Consider the following 20,996-nt stretch of genomic DNA (forward strand, 5'->3'; position numbering starts at 1 on the left):
GGGCAATCAATGAGGTCCCGGCGGGCGCTTAGCAACTCCTTAACGGAACGGCTAGCAGAATGTGCGGCCCCTTTTCTGCGTTGGCACCAGCCGCCTGTCAGCGCTGGTGCTTTGGCAGTTTTCAGTACCCCAGCGTCTGCCCATCGGGGTTGCGTGGATCGGAGTAGCCATACAGCTGCCCGTTGCGGATCTGGATGGTCTGCGTACGGCCCATCGAAGGCTTCACTGCGATGTTGTGGCCGCGTTGCTTGAGCAGGGCCAGCGTGTCGGGCGAGAGGCCCTTTTCCACGCGCAGCTCATCAGGCGTCCACTGGTGGTGCACGCGGGGGGCCGCGGCGGCTTCGGCGGGGTTGTTGCCAAAGTCGATGGTGTTCACCACGGTTTGCAGCACGGTGGTGATGATGCGGGCGCCGCCGGGGCTGCCGGTCACCAGCGTGGGCTTGCCGTCTTTGAGCACCAGGGTGGGCGTCATGGAAGACAGGGGGCGCTTCTTGGCGGCCACCGCGTTGGCGTCGCCGCCGACCAGGCCGTAGGCGTTGGCCACGCCGGGCTTGGCCGAGAAGTCGTCCATCTCGTTGTTCAGCAAGATGCCGGTGCCCTTGGCGACGATGCCGCTGCCAAAGTTGGTGTTCAGCGTGTAGGTCACGGCCACGGCGTTGCCCGCCTTGTCCACCACCGAGTAGTGGGTGGTCTGGTCGCTTTCGTACGGCTGGGGCTGGCCGGGCTTGATCTCTTTGGCAGGACGAGCGCGGTTGGGGTCGATGGTCTTGGCCAGCGATTCGGCGTAGCGCTTGGAGGTCAGGCCCTTCAAGGGGATCTTCACGAAGTCGGGGTCACCCAGGTATTCAGAGCGGTCGGCATAGGCCAGCTTGCTGCTTTCAGCCATGTGGTGCAGCGTTTGCGCGCTGTTCTGGCCCCACTGGGCCAGGGGCCACTGCTCCAGCATGTTCAAAATTTGCACCAGGTGCGTGCCGCCGGAAGAGGGCGGGGGCATGGTCACCACTTCGTAGCCACGGTAGGTGCCGCGCACGGGCTCGCGCTCGGCCACCTTGTATTCGCGCAGGTCTTGCAGTGTCACGGCACCGGCGTGCGGGGCCATTTCGGCGGCAATCTTCTGGGCGATGGCGCCTTCGTAGAAAGCCTTGGCACCTTGCTGCGCAATCAGGCGCATCGATTGGGCCAGGTCTTTTTGCACCAGCAGGTCGCCACGCTTCAGGGGCGCGCCGTCCTTCCAGAAGATCTCGGTGGTGGCGGGCCACTTGCCCATGTTCTTTTGCTCCTGGCGCAGGATCTTGGCCAGGGTCTCGCTCACGGGGAAACCTTTTTCTGCCAGCGCGATGGAGGGTGCAATCACCTTGTCGAGCGGCATGGTGCCCCATTTCTTCAACGCATGCTCCATGCCGGCCACCGTGCCGGGCACGCCCACGGCGTAGTGGGTGTAGAGCGACTTGCCGTTGATGACGTTGCCCTTGTCGTCCAGGTACATGTTGCGGCTGGCCTTGAGGGGCGCCACTTCGCGGAAGTCCAGCGCCACGGATTTGCCGGTCTTGGCGTCGTGCACCATCATGAAGCCGCCACCGCCGATGTTGCCCGCGTTGGGCAGCGCCACGGCGAGCGCAAAGCCAATGCCCACAGCGGCGTCGACGGCGTTGCCACCGGCCTTCAGAATATCGAGCCCGATGCGCGAGGCCAGCTCTTGCTCGGTGGCCACCATGCCGTTGTTGGCCACCACGGGGTGGAACACGTCCATGTCGAAGTCATACGCTGCGCTGGCGGCTGCGGCAGCGGATGTCTGTTGCACTGCAGCAGGCGCGGTGGACGCTTGCGGCGGGGTCGCACTGCAGGCCGCAAGGCTGGCCAGGGCCAGCGCAAGGCTGGCGGACAGCAGGGTTTGCCGGATGTTCATGGGTTTGCCTCCTTAAAGAATAGGTGGCACAAGTGTAGGCCGACTGCGGGGCTTCGGTGGGGTGTGGGTCGTCAGGGGTCGTGGCACGAAACTGGCTTTAGCACCGGCTGCGGATGTACAGAAACTGTATACACTTTGTCGTCAGCACACGGCGGCCACTGCACCACTTTGGATGCCTGCCAACCACCTCGCGGAGATACGGAGATACCTATGGGCCTGAGCACCCACGTTTTAGACACCATGCACGGCTGCCCCGCTGCGGGCATGGCGGTGCGCCTGTATGCCACGCAGGGCGAGCAGGCCACGCTCGTCAAGTCACTGGTGCTGAACCACGACGGCCGCACCGATGCGCCCTTGTTCGACAACGCCAGCCTGCGCACCGGCACCTACCGGCTGACGTTTGATGTGGCGGGCTACTTCAAGGCCCGGGGCGTTGCGCTGCCCGAGCCGAATTTCTTGAACCAGGTGAGCCTGGACTTTGGCATTGCCCATGCCGACCAGCACTACCACGTGCCGCTACTGGTCAGCCCCTGGAGCTATTCGACCTACCGGGGGTCTTGAGCCCAGGGGGAATGCAAGCAGGCGCTATTTATTTGATAGCTGCTTGCGCTTTTTGAGTGCGCCTTTCAGTATCTTTTGACCTTGCAAGGCACGCGATGAAAGCGCTGGCAGCTCCTGCTTTCATAGCGGCAGATGGGTCAGAGCTGGCCTTCGGTCAGGGTGTCGAGCTGGAAATTGCCGCTCTTGTCCCACAGCCAGGTGTCGGTATAGGTCACCTTGCCCAGGCGGCTGGGCGTGGGGTAGGGGGCGGCAGCGCGCACGGTGCGTTCAATCTCGGCCACTACCTCGGGCGCGTGGCGGGGGGCGCGGGTCCAGTGCAGGCGGGCTACGCGGCCCTGGCGGTCAATGTCCACTTCCAGCACGCCAATGGCGTACAGCATGGGCGGCAGCTTGCCCTTGTAAATGCGCTGCTGGTTGTGGCTGTAGAGGTGGCTGGCAGCGTCCTTGCGGTAGTCGCGCGGGGTGGCGGCGGCAGATGCCTTGGGTGCAGGCGTCGCGGCAGGGCCAGCCGCGGTGTCCCGGCTGGGCATTTTGCTGTCTTGTGCCGTAGGGGCCTGGGGCGGAGGCGACTTGCAGGCTGCCAGGGCGGCCATGGCGCTGGCCAGCAGCCAGCGCAACCAACTGGTACGGTTGCCTTGGGCGCGCGTGGCGCGCTGGGGTGGAATGGATGGCATGCTGGCGGGGGAGTCAGACAACTCGAAACACAATGGCTGCGTGCGGTAACGCCGCGCGCAGCCTTCAAGGTGAAAGGGCCGATGTGACGGATGTAGGTTTGCTGGTGGCCGCGCTGAACAAGGGCGCAACCGCGTGGCTGGTGAGCGTGAAGTCTACCGAAGGCTCGGCCCCAAGGGAATCCGGGGCCTGGATGGCGGTGCTGGCCGACCGCGTGATCGGCACCATTGGCGGTGGCCACCTGGAGCACCAGGCCATGGCCGACGCGCGCAGCCGCCTGGCGGGCGAGCCTGGCGAGCCGCAGGTGCGCTATGCCCTGGGCCCCGCCCTGGGTCAGTGCTGCGGCGGCGTGGTGCACCTGCGGTTTGAGGCGCTGGGCCCGGCCGATGCCGCCAGCCTGCCCGCCCGCCTGCAAGGCTCGCGCGTGCCCGTGGCCCTGTTTGGCGGCGGCCATGTGGGCCACGCCCTGGCGCGAGTGCTGGCGCCGCTGCCTTTTGCGCTGACGTGGATCGACAGCCGCGACGGCATCTTCCCGCCCCATCCGCCCGAGGGCGTGGTCTGCGAGCATTCCGAGCCCGTGCACCTGGCCGTGCCCACGCTGCCAGCGGGCTCGCGCGTGCTCATCATGAGCTTCAGCCACGCCGAAGACCTGGACGTGGTGGCCGCGTGCCTGCGCCGCCAGCGGCAGCAGCAGGATTTGCCCTTCATCGGCCTGATTGGCAGCAAGACCAAGTGGGCCACCTTCTCGCACCGGCTGGCCGAGCGTGGCTTTAGCCCGGCCGAGCTGGCGCAGGTGACTTGCCCGATTGGCGTGCCCGGCATCCACGGCAAGCAGCCCGAAGTGATTGCCGTGGCGGTGGCTGCGCAATTGCTGCAGACCCTGACGCCGTAAGAACCTGCGCCGGTGATCTGAAACGCACGGAATCTGGAACAATTCGTGCAAGCACCTTCGGGTGTTGTCAGTAAGTGTTGGTCGCAGCGGTGCCCCGGCCCGCTGGCCCTTCCTGTATGGAGAGGCCAGCCAGCCAAGGTGCGCGACCTGTGTGTTCTGCTCAGAGCGCCCGCAGTGGTGAGCAGGTTTGCAGCGCCATGCGCTGCCAAGGTTGAGATATGGAAAGCTACGTTCTCGACTGGGCCAACCTGCTGTTGCGCTGGGTCCATGTCATTACCGCCATTGCCTGGATTGGCTCGTCGTTCTACTTTGTCTTTTTGGACAGCAGCCTCACGCCACCCGAAGACGAAGACCTCAAAAAGCAGGGCGTGAGCGGTGAGCTGTGGGCCGTGCACGGCGGCGGGTTCTACCACCCGGTCAAGTTCAATGTCTCACCGCCGCAGTTGCCCAAGCACCTGCACTGGTTCTTTTGGGAGAGCTACAGCACCTGGCTCAGCGGCTTTGCGCTGTTCACGGTGTCGTACCTCTACAGCGCCAGCACCTACCTCATTGATAAATCGAAGATGGACTGGGCGCCCGCCACCGCCATCATCGTGGCGCTCGCCTTCTTCGTGGTGTTCTGGCTGCTGTACGACGCCATCTGCCGCATCTTTGGCCAGCGCAAGAACGGCGACGCCATCGTGGGCGCGCTGGTCTTCGTGCTGGTGTGCGTGGCCTCGTGGCTGGCCTGCCACTGGTTTGCAGGCCGCGCGGCCTTTTTGCTGGTGGGCGCGATGATCGCCACGGCCATGAGCGCCAACGTGTTCTTCTGGATCATCCCCGGCCAGCGCACGGTGGTGGCGCAGATCAAGGCGGGGCAGCCAGTGGACCCCATCCACGGCAAGCGCGGCAAGCAGCGCAGCGTGCACAACACCTACTTCACGCTGCCGGTGCTGTTTGCCATGCTGAGTAACCACTACAGCTTTACCTGGAACCACCCGCAAAACTGGCTGGCGCTCATCCTGATGATGTTTGCGGGCGCCGCCATTCGCCAGTTTTTCGTGATGCGCCACGGCTACAAGCTGGGCCGCAACGGCAACCCGCTGCCGTATGCGCTGGTGGGCGTGGCCGTGATCGTGGGGGCCATGGTGTGGATGCGGCCTGCTCCTGTTTCAGTAGCTGGCAGCGCAAGCGCCACAAGCGCTGCAGGCCAAAATGATGCAAAGGCTGATTTTGCTGCGGTGCGGGGCGTGCTGGAGCAGCGCTGCTACACCTGCCATGGTGCGCAAGTGCAGATGAAGAACCTGCGGCTGGACGAGCCGACCCTGGTTCGGCAAAACGCCCAGGCCATCTACCAGCAGGTGGTGGTGCAAAAGCTGATGCCCATGAACAATGCCACGCAGATTACCGATGCCGAGCGTGCGCTGATTGGCCGCTGGTTTGAGGCGGGGGCGCTGGTGCCTTGACGGGTGTTTTTCAGAGGCTGGCCGCGCTCACGCCACCAGCATGTTCAGGTCTGCGGCGGGCATTCCGGTGTGCAGCACCAAGCCGGTAGCGGTTTGTTTGGCTTCGTGCTTGGCGGTGGCGGCCACGTTGGCCACTTCTTCCGCGTGGCGAAAGCTCCCCGGCGTGACGTGAACCGCACCCACCGCCAAGGTGGTGCACGGGAAGAACCTGCGCACGCCGTGCCGGTCTTCAGAGTGGATGCCGCCAGACCGCCGGGCTGATTCGTCAAACAGGGCCAGCGCTTCGCGCCCAAAGTCCTGGATGATGTTTTTGCAGCGCTGGCGCCAGTTGCTGCTCTGGAAGATCAGCATGAAATCGTCCCCACCCACATGGCCCACAAAGTCGCGCCGCGCATCGCAGTGCATGGTGGCCAGGCGCGCCACCAGCCGGATCATCTGGTCGCCGCGCCAGTAGCCGTAGTGGTCGTTGAAGGGCTTGAAGTGGTTCAGGTCGGCGTAGCAGGCCACGAACTCGGTGCCGTTGTCCAGCAGCCGCTGCATGTGCAGGCTGATGGGGATGTTGCCCGGCAAGAACGTGAGCGGGTTGGCGTGGCGGGCCGCTTCGATGCGCGTTTCGGTCACGGCGCGCACCAGTTGGTCGCCCGTGCCCAGGCCGATGTAGCGGCCGTTGTCCGTCACGATGTAGCCGTCGCTCAGGTAGCGCTGGTCTTGCGATGTGAGGATGCCCATGAGCTGCTCCACATCGCAGTCTTGCTCCACCACGCGCGGCGCGGTGTTGGCAAACGCCAGACAGGGCTTGCGCCCGTGCACTTCGCGGAAGTACAGCGTGGCGTAGTGGTTCATGAACTGCTGGCGGTTGATGAGGGCCACGGGCTGCGTGCCGTCCACCACGGCCAGCGCGTGCAGTTCGGTGCGTTCGTGGAACATCGCGGCCACCGCGTCATTGGTCGTGGTGGGCGTGACGGGCGGGGCCTGCACCACGCGCAGGCTGCGCAAGATGCTGGGGCGCGCGGTTTGCCCCAGGTGCGGCAGCACGGCCACCCGGCGGTCGTGCAGCACATCCAGGGCCGGACCCTCGATGGTTTCACGCGCCATGGCTGCGGGCCGCCCCAGCAGCCAGCCCTGGCCGTAGGGTATGTCCAGGTCCCGCAGGGCGCGCAGGTCGTCCTGGGTTTCGATGCCTTCGGCGACCAGCGTGGTGCCAAACACATCGGCAATGCCTTTGATGGCTTGCAGCATCTGCAGGTTTTCGGGGCGGTCGCTGATCTCGCGGATGAAGTACTTGTCGATCTTCACGAAGTCGGGCTTCACCTCGGACCACAAGCGCAGGCTGGAGCGGCCATCGCCAAAGTCATCGAGCGCCATGCGGGCGCCGCAGGCGTGCACCGCGTCAATGGCTTCGCGCAGCAGGGGCATGTTGGTCACGCGCTCGTGCTCGGTAATTTCCAGCACCAGCATCCGCGCATTGAGGCCGCAGCTGCGCACCGCTTCGCCCAGCTTGGCCATGCCCACCATGCCCACGCCGTGGACCAGAGCGTCAGCGCTGATGTTCACGAACAGGCGCCCTGGCGTGGCCTGGGCGCTCCATTGTTCCAGCGCGGTGAAAACGCAGAACAGCTCGAAATCCTGCAGCACGCCCTCGCTGCGGGCCTGCGCCAGCAGGGCGTCGGGTGCGTGCCAGGGGCCGCCCTGGGGGCCTCGGATCAGTGCCTCATGGGCATAGACGCTGCCCTCGCGCAGATCGGCAAGGGGCTGAAAAACGCAATGCAGCGCGCCATCGCGCATCAAGCCCGCCAGCGGGCCTGTGCCATGGCGTGCAGCGGGCGACAGTTGCGCCACCATCGCTTCCCGTCGGCTGCACTGTGTGTTTTGCATCGCTTGTGTTGAATCCCTGAGCAGGGGCTGACGATAGCGGCGGCTTGTGACAAGGTAGTTACAAGTGGCAAAAGAGGGATGAGGAGCCTTCACCAGGCTGCGGTGGGCGCTGTAGCTCCTGGTTTGCTATTAAATGTATAGCTGATTGCGCTTTTGTATTAAGCGCTGGATGCCAATTCGCCTTGTGTATTTGAGGGGTTGCCTTGTTGCAAAGTCACCCAAGAAAAAGGGGCCTGAAACAGGCCCCTTGGCACATCGTGATGGAGCAGACGAGCAGCCGCAGCGCGCTACCCGCCTATCCCAAGCCGCTTTAGAAACGGTGGCGAATGCCGACGCCAAAGCTGGTGCCAGAGGTTTGGTTGGTGATCTTGTCGCCCATGAACATGGCGTACACGTCGGTGCGCTTGGACAGGAAGTGGTCGTAGCCCACCGTGTAGGTCTTGCGATCCACCTTGGTTTGCGACAGGTCGGTCTTCACCCATTCGACCAGCACCTTGCCCGCGGGGCCCACGGGCACCGAGGCGCCCAGTTGCACGGTCTTGGCCTTGTTCGGGCTGTTGTCGGCCTTGGCCTGGCCATAGCTCACAAAGGGCTTCACCACGCCGAAGTCATAGGCGCCCAGCAGCATCCAGTCTTTCTTGGTGGTGCCCAGGTAGCTGCCTGCGCCGGGGTTGCTGATCTGGTCGCGTTCATAGAAGCCGGTCAGCGTCAGCGGGCCGCCAAAGTAGAAGAAATTGGCACCCACGTTCTTCTTGCCGTTGTTGCCGGCCTGCTCGCCAAACTGGTACTGCAGGTTGGCCTTGAAGCCGCCGATGTTGGGTGTGCTGTACACCAGCTGGTTGCTCCAGCCCGTGTCAGAAGGCGTGGTGGCGCCCCAGCCTGTGCCGTTGAACAAAGGCACGTTCATGTGCAGGATCAGGGGCGAGAAGGTGAACGAGTCGCCCAGCGGGTTGCCCACCACGGAGGGCAGGAAGTTGGGCGCCATCCAGCGGCCCAGCATCACCGAGCCAAAGCTGCCCGAGAGGCTGACGTTGGCATCGCGCGAGAAGAAGGTGTCGTTGGCGAAGCGGCCCTGGCTGCCAGTGTCCACCTTGATGAACGAGGTCAGCTGGAAGTTGGCCTTGAGGCCGCCGCCCAGGTCTTCGGTGCCCTTGAAGCCAAACCAGGATGTGGTGAGGCCACCGCTATCGACCACCGACTTGCGGCCTGCATCGCCAGAGTTTTTGATGGAGCCGGCAAACACATCGACCAGACCGGACACTTCAACCGAGCTCTGGGCATGGGCGCCGCCAGCGCACAGCAGCACGCCGCCCAGCGAAAGGGACAGTGCCAACAGGTTTTTTTTCATGGGTTCTCCTGGGTTGGGAAGGGTTGTAAACAAAGTCAAAAATGAATGCTTGGGAAGTTGCGCCATTGCGCTCTCGGCCGCTGTGGCGCTGCCGATGGCCGCCTGGTGGCGCACTTCGCTTGCATGCCATAAGGCTGAGCAAGTTTTGTGCCCTGGCTTTGCATCCCGGCGGTTGCATATTGTCACTTTTGGCCGCAGGGGTCGGCACCGTAAGAGGGCGCTATGCGCTGAATGCACAGGATTGAGCACGGGATGCACGTCCGCCAAAGGGGCATGGCTGCGGGCTTTGAGCTAATCGGGGTAGGTTCCGCGCGGCTTTTGATCTTGCTCAAAGCCTTCTGCGGCCTGCGGCGGCACATTCAATCGCATGCTGCCATCCAACTTATTTTCCTTGCCCGTCCAGACGGAAGTATTTGCCGCCGGCGAAGTGCTGCGCAGGCGTAATGAGGTGCTCACCTCTGTGCTGCACCTGGAAAGCGGGAGGGTGCTGCGCGGCTTCTACGAAGAAGGCTACCTGCGGCACCAGTTGGGTGCGGTAGAAGGCCCGTTCTGGCTCGACGCTGCATCGGCGTTGCTTGGTCTGCCCTTGCCGGTGGACATGGTGGCTGAAACGCGTGTGCAGTTGCGCCGGGTACCGATTGCGGAGTTCCGCCAAAGCTTGGCCGCCATGCCCGAAGGGGCGCGTGGCCTGCTGCTCGACATGGCGTCGGGCTATCGCCAGCAGTCTGAACTGGCGGTGAGCCGCCTGGCCCACGACGCGGAAACACGCTGTGCCCAGTGGTTGCTGAACCATGCCCAGCAGGATGCGTCCGGCACCATGCGCGTCACGCTGCACCAGCGCAAGCGCCTGATTGCGGCGCAGCTGGGCATCGCCCCGGAAACCTTCTCGCGCGTACTTCGTCATCTGCGCGAGATGGGTCTTATCCACGGCACAGGCAATGTGCTGAACCTGCCGCAGCCTCTGGCGCTGCAAACCATGGCAGGTAGCTGACAACATTGCAGCACTGAATCGCTGAATCTTGAGGGACGAACGCGCTGGTTTTCAGCGCGTTTGCCATTGGCTGGCGGCTGTGTCTACACTGCGGCCATCCCCTGTCGGTGCCCTGCGTTGGGACCTTGCAAAGCCCAGTTGCCCTAAGGGTTTCTCCGTGTGATTTGATGAGGGTTCCACCCAAGCGTGGCCCTGGATGTACTGCGTATATTTGCTGGAAGCCTTGCTGCCATCACCAGCCTTTATGCCCAGCCTGCCACCTGACTACCCAGCCCATGTTATGCGCGCCACGGCTTGCGCAGGCAGGTTGGCGTGCGGTTGCGGCAGAGTGCTGTTGCTTATCTCTGCGGGCGCGCCATGACCCCACGCCCTGCTCCAGCACAGCCTTTCGAAGCTCCGTCCTGGCATATGCCCGGGCCTTGGGTGCTGCGCATGATTCTGGTGGCGGTGTGCGCCATGGTGCTGGCGGGGGCTGGCGCCGCTTGGCATATGTCCCAGGTGTCGGGCCAAGAGGCGATGCGCCGTGTGGTAGCGCAGCAGACCGACGAGGTCGAAGTGATTGCGCGCCTGCTGGCCAGCAAGATGGAGCAGAGCCAGAAGGTGTTGCGCACCATGGCTGCAGGTGTCACGCCGCGCATGCAGGATTCCAGTTTTTTTGACGACCAGCGGCAGTATCTTGCGCTGCCCGCCCTGGGCTTTTTTGATGCGGTGCAGGTGGTGGGCAGCGACGGTGCCATGCTGCTCAACCTGCGCGGGGGCCGGCCTGTGGCCGCAGCCTCACTGGAGCCTGCCGAACGCGATGTGCTGCGGCGCACCCTGGCCGATGGAAAGCCCCAGGTATCGGAGCTGGTGGCCGGCGGAACAGGCGACGCCCGGGTGACTTTCACCATGCCCATGCACCGGGAAGATGGCTCCGTGCTGGGGGCTGTGGGCGGTGCCCTCAAGCTGCAATCGCAAAGCCTGCTGCCGCCTTCCATGGCGCTCCCTGAAAGAGACGATTCGCGGCTGGTGGTGTTCTCGCGGGACGGAACCATCCTGTCGCATTCTGACCCCACCCGGGTGCTGGGCAATGTGCGGGACGAGGCGGGGTTGTCAGCGGTGTATGCGCAGTGGCTGCAGCAAGCCCAGCCGCTGGTGGGCCGAGGCATCACGCAGGTGATGCCCGACCACATCGTCAGCATGGCGGGCATGCCGCTGCCCCAGTGGGTGGTTGCCCGGGTCAGTTATTCGCGCGCTTTGCTGGCGCCGCTGGCGGGTGCGCAACGCGATGCATGGTGGACCGTGGCCGGTGTCCTTAGCGCTGGCGCCGCGCTGCTGGTGCTGCTGCTGGGGTGGATGGCCCAACCCCTGGCCCGGCTGCGGCTGGCTGCACAGCAACTGCTGCAGGGCGACACCCAGGGGGGCGTGCAGTGGCCCCGGGTGCGTGGTGAAGTGGGTGACCTGGTTCAGGCGCTGGAGCGGCTGGCGCGCCAGGGCAGCCAGCATGCGGAGCAACAGTCCACGCTGGGCAGCCAGTTTCAGGCGATTCTGGACCACGCCTCGGTCGGTATCGTCATCACGCGCCACGGCGTGCTGGAGGTGGTGGGGCGGCAAACCTGCCTGATGCTGGGCTATACCCCTGCCGAACTGCAAGGCAAGCCCGCGCGCACCATCTACGCCTCCTCTGAAGAATATGCCCGCGCTGGCGCCAGGGTGCAGGCCGAGTTTGCGGTGCACGGCGCGTTTGATGGCGACGTTTGCTTCATGCGCAAGGACGGCAGTCCCGTGTGGGCGCGCGTACAGGGGCGGGGCGTGGGGGCTGGGTCCATTGACGGCGGCACGGTGTGGATTCTGGAAGACATCACCGCGGCCCGCGAGGCGCAGCAGCAAAAGGCCTGGGAGACCGAGCACGATGCGCTGACCCAGCTGTTCAACCGTGCGGCGTTTGACGAGCGTCTGGGAGCCCTGCTGGCCGAGCGCGCCACCCGTTTGCGCGATGACGGTGCGGCGCCGCATGCTGCGGCTGCAGGCGAGGGCGTGGTGTTGTTCATGGACCTGGACCATTTCACCGTGGTGAATGACCTGGCGGGGCATGACGCGGGCGACGATGCGCTGCGCCACGTGGCGCGGCTGCTGGAATCCCAAGTGCGACAGCTGGGCTGGGCTGCCCGCATGGGCGGCGACGAATTTGCCGTGGTGCTGCCAGGCTGTGCCTTGGCGCGAGGCCAGGCGGTGGCAGAGCAACTGCGCCAGGCGGTGCAGGCCTGGGCACCGTCGTACCAGGGCAGCAGCTTCACCCTCAGCATGAGTATTGGTCTGCTGGCTCTGGAAGCGTCCATGCAAGACGTGGCTTCCGTCTTGTACGCTGCCGACATGGCGTGCTACGACGCCAAGCGTGCGGGGCGCAACCGGGTACAGACGGGCCGTGCCCGCGAGACTTCGGCGTCAGGGCGTGTGGCGCTGGGCCCGGCCTGACCCGCTATCAGGGAACTGCGTCAACTCAAGTGCCCCAGCGCCCTCAGTACGTTCTCGGCCGTGGCAGGGGCCGTCAACACTACCGGTTTTGCTGACGCTTCGCCGCTGCGCCCCGCGGCGATGGCATTGCGCAGCGCCTCATACACGCTGATCGCCAGCATGAAGGGCGGCTCGCCCACCGCCTTGCTGCCGCCCACGTTGTCCTCGCGGTTGGCCTCGGGCCACAGATCCACCTTGAAGTGCTCGGGAATATCGCCCGTGGCCGGAATTTTGTAGGTGCTGGGGGCGTGGGTCGATAGGTAGCCCTTGTCGTTCCACACCAGTTGCTCGGTAGTGAGCCAGCCCATGCCTTGCACGAAGCCGCCCTCGATCTGCCCCACGTCGATGGCCGGGTTGATGCTGTGCCCCACGTCGTGCAGGATGTCTACCTTCAATACACGGCTCTCGCCCGTCAGGGTGTCGATCACCACCTCAGCGCAGGCTGCGCCGTAGCTGAAGTAGTAGAACGGCCGGCCGGTAAGGGTGGCCTTGTCGTAGTGGATTTTGGGCGTGCGATAAAAGCCGTCGCTCCACAGCTGGATGCGGTTGGCATACGCCTCTTTCACCACGGCGTCAAAACTGCGCACGGTTTTGGGCGAGATGACCTGCCCGCCCACAAAACGGATGGTCCCGGCGCCGCAGCCGTCCAGCCCGCATACGAAAGATGCCAGGTTGTCGCGCACATGGCGCGCGGCATATTGGGCGGCGCGGCCGTTCAGGTCGGTGCCGCTGCTGGCCGCGGTGGCGCTGGCATTCGGCACCTTGCTGGTGTCGCTGGCGGTCACCAGCACACGGTGCAGCGGCACACCCAGCTCATCGGCCACGATCTGCGCCACCTTGGTGTGCAGGCCCTGGCCCATTTCGGTGCCGCCGTGGTTCACCTGCACGCTGCCATCGGTGTACACATGCACCAGCGCGCCTGCCTGGTTGAACAGCGTGGCCGTGAAGCTGATGCCGAACTTGACCGGGGTGATGGCGATGCCGCGCTTGAGCACCGCGCTTTGCGCGTTCCACGCAGCAATGTCGGCCTGGCGCTGGCGGTAGCGGGCGATCTGCTCCAGCTGCGGCAGCAGCGCATGCAGGATGTTGTCTTCCACCGCCATCTGGTAGTGGGTGACATTGCGGCCCTCGCTGGCATCGCGCCCGTACAGGTTGGCCAGGCGCACGTCTTGCGCGTCGCGGCCCAGGGCACGGGCGATATCGCCCAGGATGGCTTCGATGACGATGACGCCCTGCGGGCCGCCAAAGCCTCGGAACGCTGTGTGGCTCTGGGTGTTTGTCTTGCAGCGGTATGAGGCAATCTCTACATCGCTCAGGAAATACGCGTTGTCGGCATGGAACACGGCCCGGTCGGCCACGGGGCCGGACAGGTCGGCGCTGAAGCCGCAGTTGGCGGCCATTTGCAGCTTCAGGCCCGTGATGCGGCCGGTGTCGTCAAAGCCCACGTCGTACTCGTACGCAAACGGGTGGCGCTTGCCGGTGACCATGAAGTCTTCGTCCCGGTCCAGCCGCAGCTTGACCGGGCGGCCCAGCTTGTTAGCCGCCACAGCGGCCCACACGGCCAGGTGGCCGGCCTGTGTTTCCTTGCCGCCAAAGCCGCCGCCCAGGCGGCGGCATTCCACCTTGACCGCATGGTTATCAATGCCCAGCGCGTGGGCTACCCAGTGCTGCACTTCGCCGGGGTGCTGGGTGCTGGAGTAGATCCACCACTGTTTTTGCTCCAGCGGCAGGGCGTAGGCGATCTGGCCTTCCAGATAAAAGTGCTCTTGCCCGCCCACCTCGAACGCGCCTTGCAGGCGGTGTGCCGATTGCGCGAGGCCTGTGGCCGCATCGCCCCGGCGCACAAACACCGGCGGCAGCACATAGCTTTGTGCCTGCAGTGCGTCTTGCACCGTCAGCACAGCGGGCAGGGGCGTGATGTCGAGCTTGACGGCGCGCACGGCGCGGCGCGCCTGCATCACCGAATCGGCCACCACCAGGCCGATCACCTGGCCGACAAACTGCACACTATCCACCGCAAACACAGGCTCGTCGTGCCCGAATGCGGCCAGGATCTTGTCGCCGGGCACGTCGGCTGCCAGCACCACGCCGCGCACACCGGGCAGGGCCAGGGCGGCGCTGGCATCCACGCCGTTGAGCGTGCCGTGGGCCACGGTGGAGAGGATGGGCGCCGCGTACAGCGTGCCCTTCACCTCGGGCAGGTCGTCGATGTAGTGCGCAGCGCCCGCCACCTGGGCGCGGGCGCTCTCGTGGAAGTGTGATTGCCCCATGGCAGCGCGTGCGGGGGCGGGCAGGGCGGTGTCTGGCACGGTATGGTTGGTGGAAGGTTTCACAGTGCGCTCTCCAAGTGGGTCGCCTGCAGCTGCGCGATGCTGGCCGGGGCGCCGCCCAGGCTCTCCAGCCAAAAGCGTTGCAGCAGATTTCCCAGCACCGTGCGGCGATAGTCGCCGCTGGCGCGCATGTCCGAGATGGGGCTGAACTCGGCCTGCAGCACGCGCATGGCTTGCTGCACGGTGGCCTCGGTCCAGGGCTGGCCTTGCAGCGCGGCTTCGGTTTGTTGTGCACGCACCGGGGTGGCCGCCACGCCCCCCGCGCCGATGCTGGCGCGCTGCACCGTGCCATCTGCGGTGTCGAGGTTGAGCACCAGGCACACGGCAGAGATGTCGTCGTCAAAGCGTTTGGAAATTTTGTATGCCTGCAAGATGTTGGCCCCCACGCTCCGCACTGGCGTGTCGTCGCTGCCCCCCGTGGGGGCGCTCGCCGCCTTGGGGCGGCCCGGCGGCGGCTCGGACTCGGTGGGTGAGGGTTTGGGCACCACGATACGCACCAGCAATTCGTCGGGCGCCATCACGTTCTGGCGGTAGCCGGTGTAAAGGGCTTCCAGCGGCAGCGCTCGCTCGCCCCGCGCCTGGCTGGCCAGCACCACCTGGGCACGCAGAGCGATCAGCAGCGGCATGGAGTCGCCAATGGGCGAACCGTTGGCCACATTGCCCCCCAGCGTGCCCGAGTTGCGCACGGGCAGGCCCGCAAAGCGGTGGGCAAACTCGGCCAGACTGGGCCACTGGGCGGTGAGCCGGGCAAACGCCTCGGTCAGCGTCACGGCGGCGCCGATGGCGATGTGTTCAGGGGTGTCGTCGATGCGGCGCAGCTCGGCGGCGCGGGTCACGTCCAGCACCTGGGCCAACTGGCGGTGTTGCTTGGTCACCCACAGGCCTACATCGGTGGCGCCAGCCACCACTTGCGCCTGGGGGTGGGCAGCGCGGGCGGCCAGCAGTTCGGCCTGGGTGGTGGGGGCGATGTAAGCCAAATTGGCCTCTGGCGCTTGTGGGGTAAGCGCTAGCAGCTCTAGTTTTTGTAGCAATTCGGCTTCGTTCACGGCCATGGGGGGCAGCTGGGCCATTTGCTGGGCTGCGTCCAGAATGGGGCGGTAGCCCGTGCAGCGGCAAAGGTTTCCTGAAAGGTCTTGTTGTGCCTGTGCGCGCGAGATGCTCTGGCCCTGGCACACCCGGTTTTGGTACATGCCAAACAGGCTCATCACAAAGCCGGGCGTGCAGAAGCCGCACTGAGAGCCGTGGCACTGCACCATCGCCTCTTGCGCCGGATGCAAACCTGCTGCGCGAACGGGGGGCGTTGTTGCGCCGGAAGGGGATGCGGGGCCCTTTCCTTCCCGCTCGTCAGAATCCTCATGGACCTGCATGTCCATTCCGGTTCCTGCGCTCCGTGCGCCTAGCCCGCCGTCCGCTCGCGACGGTTTGTGAAACGTGGCCACCGGCTGGATCAGTGGGTCTTCGGCCAGATCTTCCGCCGTCCACAGCGCCATCCCGTCAACCGAATGGGCCAGGCGGATGCAGCTGTTCACAGCGCTGTAGCGCACCTTGCCGTGGCCATCAGCCTCGCCCAGCACCACGGTGCAGGCGCCGCAGTCGCCTTCGCCGCAGCCTTCCTTGGTGCCGGTGCAGCCGAGGTCCTCGCGCAGCACCTCCAGCAAGGTGCGGTCGGGTGGTACATTGCCCAGCGCCACGGGCTGGCCTCGGCGCAGGAATTGCAAGGGTCTTGTGGTCATGACAAACGCTTCTTTGATCTTTGAAAGCCCCGCAGAGGGTAGAACGCAGCGCCACCATCGGCATACGCGCAAGCTTATGACAGCCATGCCCCTACCGCTATGAGAGACCAAGCCCTTTTCGACAAGATAGACCTCCATCTCATAAGGGTCTTGCACACCGTGCTCACTGAACGCAGCGTATCGAGGGCCGCCGTCCGCCTGGGCATGCACCAGCCAGCGGTGTCGGCCGCGCTCAAGCGCTTGCGCGACCTGGCGGGCGACCCGCTGCTGGTGCGATCAGGCGCCAGCATGATGCCTACCGACGCTGCCCTGCGCATGGTGGAGCCCGCCGCGCTGATCCTGCGCTCGGCCGAGGCACTGTTTTCTGATGCGCGGGGGTTTGACCCGCGCACGGCCACCCGAACCTTCCGTGTGGCGGCCAGCGACTATCTGGACCCGCTCTTCCTGCCCCAGCTGGTGGCCCGTATCAAGGCCCAAGCCCCCCTGTGCCCGATTGAAATCCTGCCCCTGTCGGCCGATGCGCATTACCACGCCCACCTGGCCCAGGGCGATGTGGATGTGGTGATTGGCAACTGGCCCCAGCCGCCGGATGACCTGCACATGGGCCGCCTGTTTGGCGACGAGGTGGTGTGCCTGGTGAACCAGGACCACCCCGCCGTGCGCCGGGGCTGGACCGAGGCCGACTGGCTGGCCGCCGAACACATCGCCCCCACGCCCACCCACCCCGGCGCGCGTGGCGTGATCGATGCACACCTGGACAGCCTGGGCCTGGCGCGCAACATCACCGCACGCTGCGCGCATTTCAGTGCCATTCCGCACATCGTGGCCTCCAGCCTGCTCGTCCTGACTACGGGGCGCCAGTTCTGTGAACGGTTCACGGCGCAGCTGCCGCTGGCCATCTTGCCCAGCCCGGTGGCGTTTCCAAGATTGATGTATTACCAGCTGTGGCATGCGCGCACCCACCACTCGGCTGCGGCCATCTGGTTGCGGGATACGGTCAAGTCCGTCGCCGCGTCGCTACGAAAAGAATAGCTGCTTGCGCATACTGACAAAGCCGCAAGGCAAGATTTGCCCCTATACGCCCAGAGATAACAAGTTGTAATTCTGAGAGACAATCCCCGCATGAGTTCTCCCCCCATTCCTTCAGCGCCTGGTGCGGCGCCGCCACGGCTGCAGCTGGCGGGCATCACCAAGCGCTACCCGGCCGTGGTGGCCAACAGCGGTGTGTCGCTGACGGTGCAGCCCGGCGAAATCCACGCCGTGCTGGGCGAAAACGGCGCGGGCAAGTCCACGCTGATGAAAATCATCTACGGCTCGGTCAAGCCCGACGAAGGCAGCGTGCACTTCAACGGCCAAGCCGTGCAGGTGCGCAACCCGCAAGAGGCACGGGCTTTGGGCATTGCCATGGTGTTCCAGCATTTCAGCCTGTTCGACACCCTCACGGTGGCCGAAAACGTATGGCTGGGCCTGGACAAGAGCCAGACGCTGGCCGAAGTGACCAGCCGCATCACCGCCAAGGCCGCCGAATACGGCCTCGACATCGACCCCCTGCGCCCTGTGCACACCTTGAGCGTGGGCGAGATGCAGCGCGTGGAAATTATCCGCGCCCTGCTCACCAACCCCAAGCTGCTGATCCTGGACGAGCCCACTTCAGTGCTTACGCCCCAGGCAGTGGAAAAGCTCTTTGTGGTGCTGCGCAAGCTCGCCAGCGAGGGCTGCAGCATTCTCTACATCAGCCACAAGCTGCACGAAATTCGCGCGCTGTGCACCGGTTGCACCGTGCTGCGGGGCGGCAAGGTCACCGGGGTGTGTAACCCTGCGGAAGAAACAAACGCCTCTCTGTCGCGCCTGATGATTGGCGCCGAGCCGCCTGCGCTGGAGCACCGCCCGGCGCAAGCCGGTGCCACGGTGCTGCGGGTGCAAAACCTGTCGCTGCCGCGCGCCGACCAGTTTGGCGTGGACTTGATCGATGTGGAGTTCGAGGTCAAGGCGGGCGAAGTGGTGGGCATTGCCGGGGTGTCGGGCAATGGGCAGAAGGAGCTGCTGTACGCACTGTCTGGCGAAGACCAGCGGGCCGATGCGGCCAGCGTCCAGGTCGCAGGCCAGAACGCGGGGCGCATGGGTCCTGCCCAGCGCCGCGCTTTGGGCCTGCACTTTGTGCCCGAGGAGCGCCTGGGCCGTGGCGCCGTGCCCACCATGGGCTTGGCGCACAACCTGCTGCTCACGCGCACTGACTCGGTCAGCGGCAGCGGCTGGATCAAGGTCGGGGCGTTGCAAAAGCACGCTGAGGACATCATCCGGCGCTTCAATGTGAAGGCCGGTGGCCCCCATGCCGCGGCCAAGTCGCTGTCGGGCGGTAACTTGCAAAAGTTCATCGTGGGGCGCGAGATCGACGCCAATCCCAAGTTGCTCATCGTCTCGCAGCCCACCTGGGGGGTGGACGTGGGTGCGGCTGCGCAGATTCGCGGCTCGATTCTGGCGCTGCGCGATGCGGGCTGCGCCGTGCTGGTGGTGAGTGAGGAGCTGGACGAATTGTTTGAAATCTGCGACCGGCTGCATGTGGTGGCCAAGGGGCATTTGTCTCCCTCCGTGCCGCGTGCTGAGGCCACGGTGGAGCGCATTGGCGAGTGGATGAGCGGCCTGTGGCATGCCGATGTGCAAGCCCATCTGGCGCAGTCTGCGCAGCAGGCTACAGAGAAGGGGGCTCAGCATGTTTAAGCTGGAACCGCGCCCCCAGGCTTCTCGCCTGTGGACTTACGGCTCGCCGCTGCTGGCGTTGGCAGTGACGGTGATCATTGGTATCGCCCTGTTCATGGCGCTGGGCAAAGACCCGGTGCGGGGCCTGCAGGTGTTCTTCTGGGAGCCGATCAAGTCGCAGTACGCCTTGGGCGAGCTCATGGTCAAGGCTACGCCGCTGCTGCTCATTGCGCTGGGGCTGGCCGTGTGTTTCCGCTCCAATGTGTGGAACATCGGCGCCGAAGGGCAGTTTGTGATCGGCGCGGTAGTGGCAGGTGGCGTTGCCCTGCTGGCCGACAAGACCACCGGGCCGTGGATCGTGCCCGCCATCTTGCTGGCCGGGGTGCTGGGCGGCATGGCCTGGGCGGGGCTCACGGCGCTGCTGCGCGACAAGTTCAATGCCAATGAAATCCTGGTCAGCCTGATGCTGGTGTATGTGGCTACGCTGGTGCTGGGCTACCTCGTCTATGGCCCGTGGAAGGACCCCATGGGCTACAACTTTCCGCAGACCAAGACGTTCGAAAAGGTCACGCAGATCCCGCGCCTGATGCAGGGCTCGCGCGTGTCCATCGGGTTGCTGCTGGCGCTCGCTGGGGCGGCGGCGCTGTGGGTGTTTCTGTTCCGCACGCGGGCGGGCTTTGCCCAGCAGGTGGGTGGGCTGGCCCCCGCAGCAGCGCGCTATGCAGGCTTTTCATCGCGCCGGGCGCTGTGGACTGCACTGCTGATTTCGGGTGGTGCGGCGGGCCTGGCGGGTGCGCTGGAAGTGGCTGGTCCCATTGGCCAGCTCACGCCCTACGTGCCTGCAGGCTATGGCTTCGCGGCCATCATCGTGGCCTTTGTGGGGCGCCTGCACCCTGTGGGCATGATCCTATCGGCCATTTTGATGAGCATGTTCTACATCGGCGGTGAACTGGCGCAGTCGCGCCTGGGTCTGCCCAAATCGCTCACGGGCGTATTCCAGGGGCTGCTGCTGTTCACGCTGCTGGCCTGCGACACCTTGATTGCCTACCGCATCCGCTGGGTGGCCGCGAAGGGAGGCAAGTGATGGAATCGTATGCACTCCTTATCGGCGCCACGCTGAGTGCGGGCACCGTGCTGGCCATTGCGGCCCTGGGCCTGCTCATCAACGAAAAGGCGGGCATCGTCAACCTGGGGGCTGAAGGCATGATGCTCTGCGCCGCCATCGCAGGCTTTGCCACCGTGGTGCACACGGGCAACACTTGGCTGGGCTTTGCTGCAGGCATGGCCGCGGGGGCATTGCTGGCGGCCATCTTCGGTGTGCTGGTCATCTGGCTCAACACCAACCAGTACGCCACGGGGCTGGCGCTGAGCCTGTTTGGCGTCGGCTTCTCGGCGTTTGCGGGCATCAGCTACGTGCAGGCCAAGTTGCCAGAGCTACCCAAGTACGCCATTCCCGTGCTGGGAGATCTTCCGCTGGTAGGGCCTGCGCTGTTTCAGCAGCACCCGCTGGTGTACCTCACCATGCTGCTGGTGCTGGCGCTGGTGTGGTTCCTGTATCGGTCGCGCGCCGGTTTGGTGCTGCGCTCGGTGGGCGAGTCGCCCGAGTCTGCCCACGCGCTGGGCTACCCCGTGCGCCGCATCCGGCTGCTGGCTGTGGTGGCGGGCGGCGCGCTGTGCGGGCTGGCCGGGGCTTACATCTCTACCGTTTACACGCCGCTGTGGGTGGAGGGCATGGTGGCCGGGCGTGGCTGGATTGCGCTGGCGCTCACCACCTTTGCCACCTGGCGCCCGGCACGGGTATTGCTTGGTGCGTATCTGTTTGGTGGGGTGACGATGCTGCAGTTCCATTTGCAGGCCACAGGCGTGCAGGTGGCCAGCCAGTTGCTGAGCATGCTGCCCTACCTGGCCACCATCGTGGTGCTGGCCCTGATCTCACGCAACCCCACCTGGATTCGTGTGAACATGCCCGCGTCTCTCGGCAAGCCGTTTTACCCCGGCTCATAATGGCTGTTTTTCGTTTTTCTCCTCCCGTTTCACAGTTTTCTCACAAGGA

Annotated in this window: 16 protein-coding genes and 1 pseudogene; 9 read left to right on the plus strand and 8 right to left on the minus strand. The window is 65.1% G+C overall.

Features of this window, described 5'->3' with window-relative positions; all coding sequences use genetic code 11:
* Positions 1–121: 121 nt before the first annotated feature.
* Positions 122–1,906, minus strand: coding sequence for a gamma-glutamyltransferase (gene ggt, locus IHV84_RS16155; RefSeq protein ID WP_198847617.1), 1,785 nt, complete (start codon positions 1,904–1,906; stop codon positions 122–124).
* 210 nt (positions 1,907–2,116) lie between these two features.
* Here ggt and uraH point away from each other — a divergent pair, with 210 nt between their 5' ends.
* On the plus strand, positions 2,117–2,467 hold the full coding sequence (gene uraH / locus IHV84_RS16160; RefSeq protein ID WP_198847618.1) for a hydroxyisourate hydrolase: 351 nt from the start codon (positions 2,117–2,119) through the stop codon (positions 2,465–2,467).
* A gap of 137 nt (positions 2,468–2,604) precedes the next feature.
* Here uraH and IHV84_RS16165 read toward each other — a convergent pair whose 3' ends face one another.
* A complete protein-coding gene (locus IHV84_RS16165) occupies positions 2,605–3,072 on the minus strand; it encodes a hypothetical protein (RefSeq protein WP_066785113.1) in 468 nt (155 codons plus the stop codon).
* A 152-nt stretch (positions 3,073–3,224) separates the two neighbouring features.
* Between IHV84_RS16165 and xdhC the strand changes: the two genes are divergently transcribed.
* Positions 3,225–4,031 carry a xanthine dehydrogenase accessory protein XdhC gene (xdhC, locus tag IHV84_RS16170; RefSeq protein WP_370541306.1) on the plus strand — a complete coding sequence of 269 codons (807 nt, stop codon included), beginning with the start codon at positions 3,225–3,227 and terminating at the stop codon, positions 4,029–4,031.
* Positions 4,032–4,249: 218 nt separating this feature from the next.
* Positions 4,250–5,476 (plus strand): urate hydroxylase PuuD, encoded by a 1,227-nt coding sequence (locus IHV84_RS16175; protein ID WP_198847620.1) that lies wholly within the window; start codon positions 4,250–4,252, stop codon positions 5,474–5,476.
* 27 nt (positions 5,477–5,503) lie between these two features.
* Here IHV84_RS16175 and IHV84_RS16180 read toward each other — a convergent pair whose 3' ends face one another.
* Together IHV84_RS16180 and IHV84_RS16185 are read right to left on the minus strand one after the other, a co-directional pair.
* Positions 5,504–7,351, minus strand: a complete 1,848-nt coding sequence (locus IHV84_RS16180; RefSeq protein WP_233100069.1) for a phosphodiesterase — start codon at positions 7,349–7,351, stop codon at positions 5,504–5,506.
* A 310-nt stretch (positions 7,352–7,661) separates the two neighbouring features.
* Positions 7,662–8,699: a porin gene (locus IHV84_RS16185; RefSeq protein WP_044398897.1), complete on the minus strand. Its 1,038-nt coding sequence runs from the start codon at positions 8,697–8,699 to the stop codon at positions 7,662–7,664.
* 367 nt (positions 8,700–9,066) lie between these two features.
* Between IHV84_RS16185 and IHV84_RS16190 the strand changes: the two genes are divergently transcribed.
* Positions 9,067–9,690: a Crp/Fnr family transcriptional regulator gene (locus tag IHV84_RS16190; RefSeq protein WP_044398896.1), complete on the plus strand. Its 624-nt coding sequence runs from the start codon at positions 9,067–9,069 to the stop codon at positions 9,688–9,690.
* Between the two features lie 357 nt (positions 9,691–10,047).
* Positions 10,048–12,144, plus strand: coding sequence for a diguanylate cyclase domain-containing protein (locus IHV84_RS16195; protein ID WP_233100070.1), 2,097 nt, complete (start codon positions 10,048–10,050; stop codon positions 12,142–12,144).
* A 20-nt stretch (positions 12,145–12,164) separates the two neighbouring features.
* Here IHV84_RS16195 and xdhB read toward each other — a convergent pair whose 3' ends face one another.
* The 4 genes and pseudogenes from xdhB to IHV84_RS20830 all read right to left on the minus strand — a co-directional run.
* Positions 12,165–14,453, minus strand: coding sequence for a xanthine dehydrogenase molybdopterin binding subunit (gene xdhB / locus IHV84_RS16200; protein WP_198847643.1), 2,289 nt, complete (start codon positions 14,451–14,453; stop codon positions 12,165–12,167).
* 59 nt (positions 14,454–14,512) lie between these two features.
* Entirely contained in the window at positions 14,513–15,583 is a 1,071-nt protein-coding gene (locus IHV84_RS20820) for an FAD binding domain-containing protein (protein ID WP_370541308.1), read from the minus strand.
* Complete coding sequence (locus IHV84_RS20825; protein WP_370541309.1) at positions 15,556–15,708, minus strand: hypothetical protein; 153 nt, start codon at positions 15,706–15,708, stop codon at positions 15,556–15,558. The genes IHV84_RS20820 and IHV84_RS20825 overlap by 28 nt, the downstream gene beginning before the upstream one ends.
* Positions 15,647–16,384 (minus strand): annotated as a pseudogene (locus tag IHV84_RS20830) (2Fe-2S iron-sulfur cluster-binding protein); the annotation flags it as partial. The gene IHV84_RS20825 and the pseudogene IHV84_RS20830, both read right to left, overlap by 62 nt.
* Here IHV84_RS20830 and IHV84_RS16210 point away from each other — a divergent pair.
* The 4 genes from IHV84_RS16210 (at position 16,346) to IHV84_RS16225 (ending at position 20,947) form a co-directional block, all read left to right on the plus strand.
* Positions 16,346–17,278 carry a LysR family transcriptional regulator gene (locus IHV84_RS16210; protein WP_198847622.1) on the plus strand — a complete coding sequence of 311 codons (933 nt, stop codon included), beginning with the start codon at positions 16,346–16,348 and terminating at the stop codon, positions 17,276–17,278. The pseudogene IHV84_RS20830 and the gene IHV84_RS16210 sit on opposite strands and share 39 nt — an antisense overlap.
* Positions 17,279–17,368: 90 nt before the next feature.
* Positions 17,369–18,964 carry an ABC transporter ATP-binding protein gene (locus tag IHV84_RS16215; RefSeq protein WP_198847623.1) on the plus strand — a complete coding sequence of 532 codons (1,596 nt, stop codon included), beginning with the start codon at positions 17,369–17,371 and terminating at the stop codon, positions 18,962–18,964.
* Positions 18,957–20,027 carry an ABC transporter permease gene (locus tag IHV84_RS16220; RefSeq protein WP_198847624.1) on the plus strand — a complete coding sequence of 357 codons (1,071 nt, stop codon included), beginning with the start codon at positions 18,957–18,959 and terminating at the stop codon, positions 20,025–20,027. Before IHV84_RS16215 ends, IHV84_RS16220 begins: the two co-directional genes overlap by 8 nt.
* Positions 20,027–20,947, plus strand: a complete 921-nt coding sequence (locus IHV84_RS16225; protein ID WP_142084958.1) for an ABC transporter permease — start codon at positions 20,027–20,029, stop codon at positions 20,945–20,947. Before IHV84_RS16220 ends, IHV84_RS16225 begins: the two co-directional genes overlap by 1 nt.
* Positions 20,948–20,996: the final 49 nt, after the last annotated feature.

The sequence above is a fragment of the Acidovorax sp. IB03 genome (assembly GCF_016406015.1).
Lineage (GTDB): Bacteria > Pseudomonadota > Gammaproteobacteria > Burkholderiales > Burkholderiaceae_C > Acidovorax > Acidovorax temperans.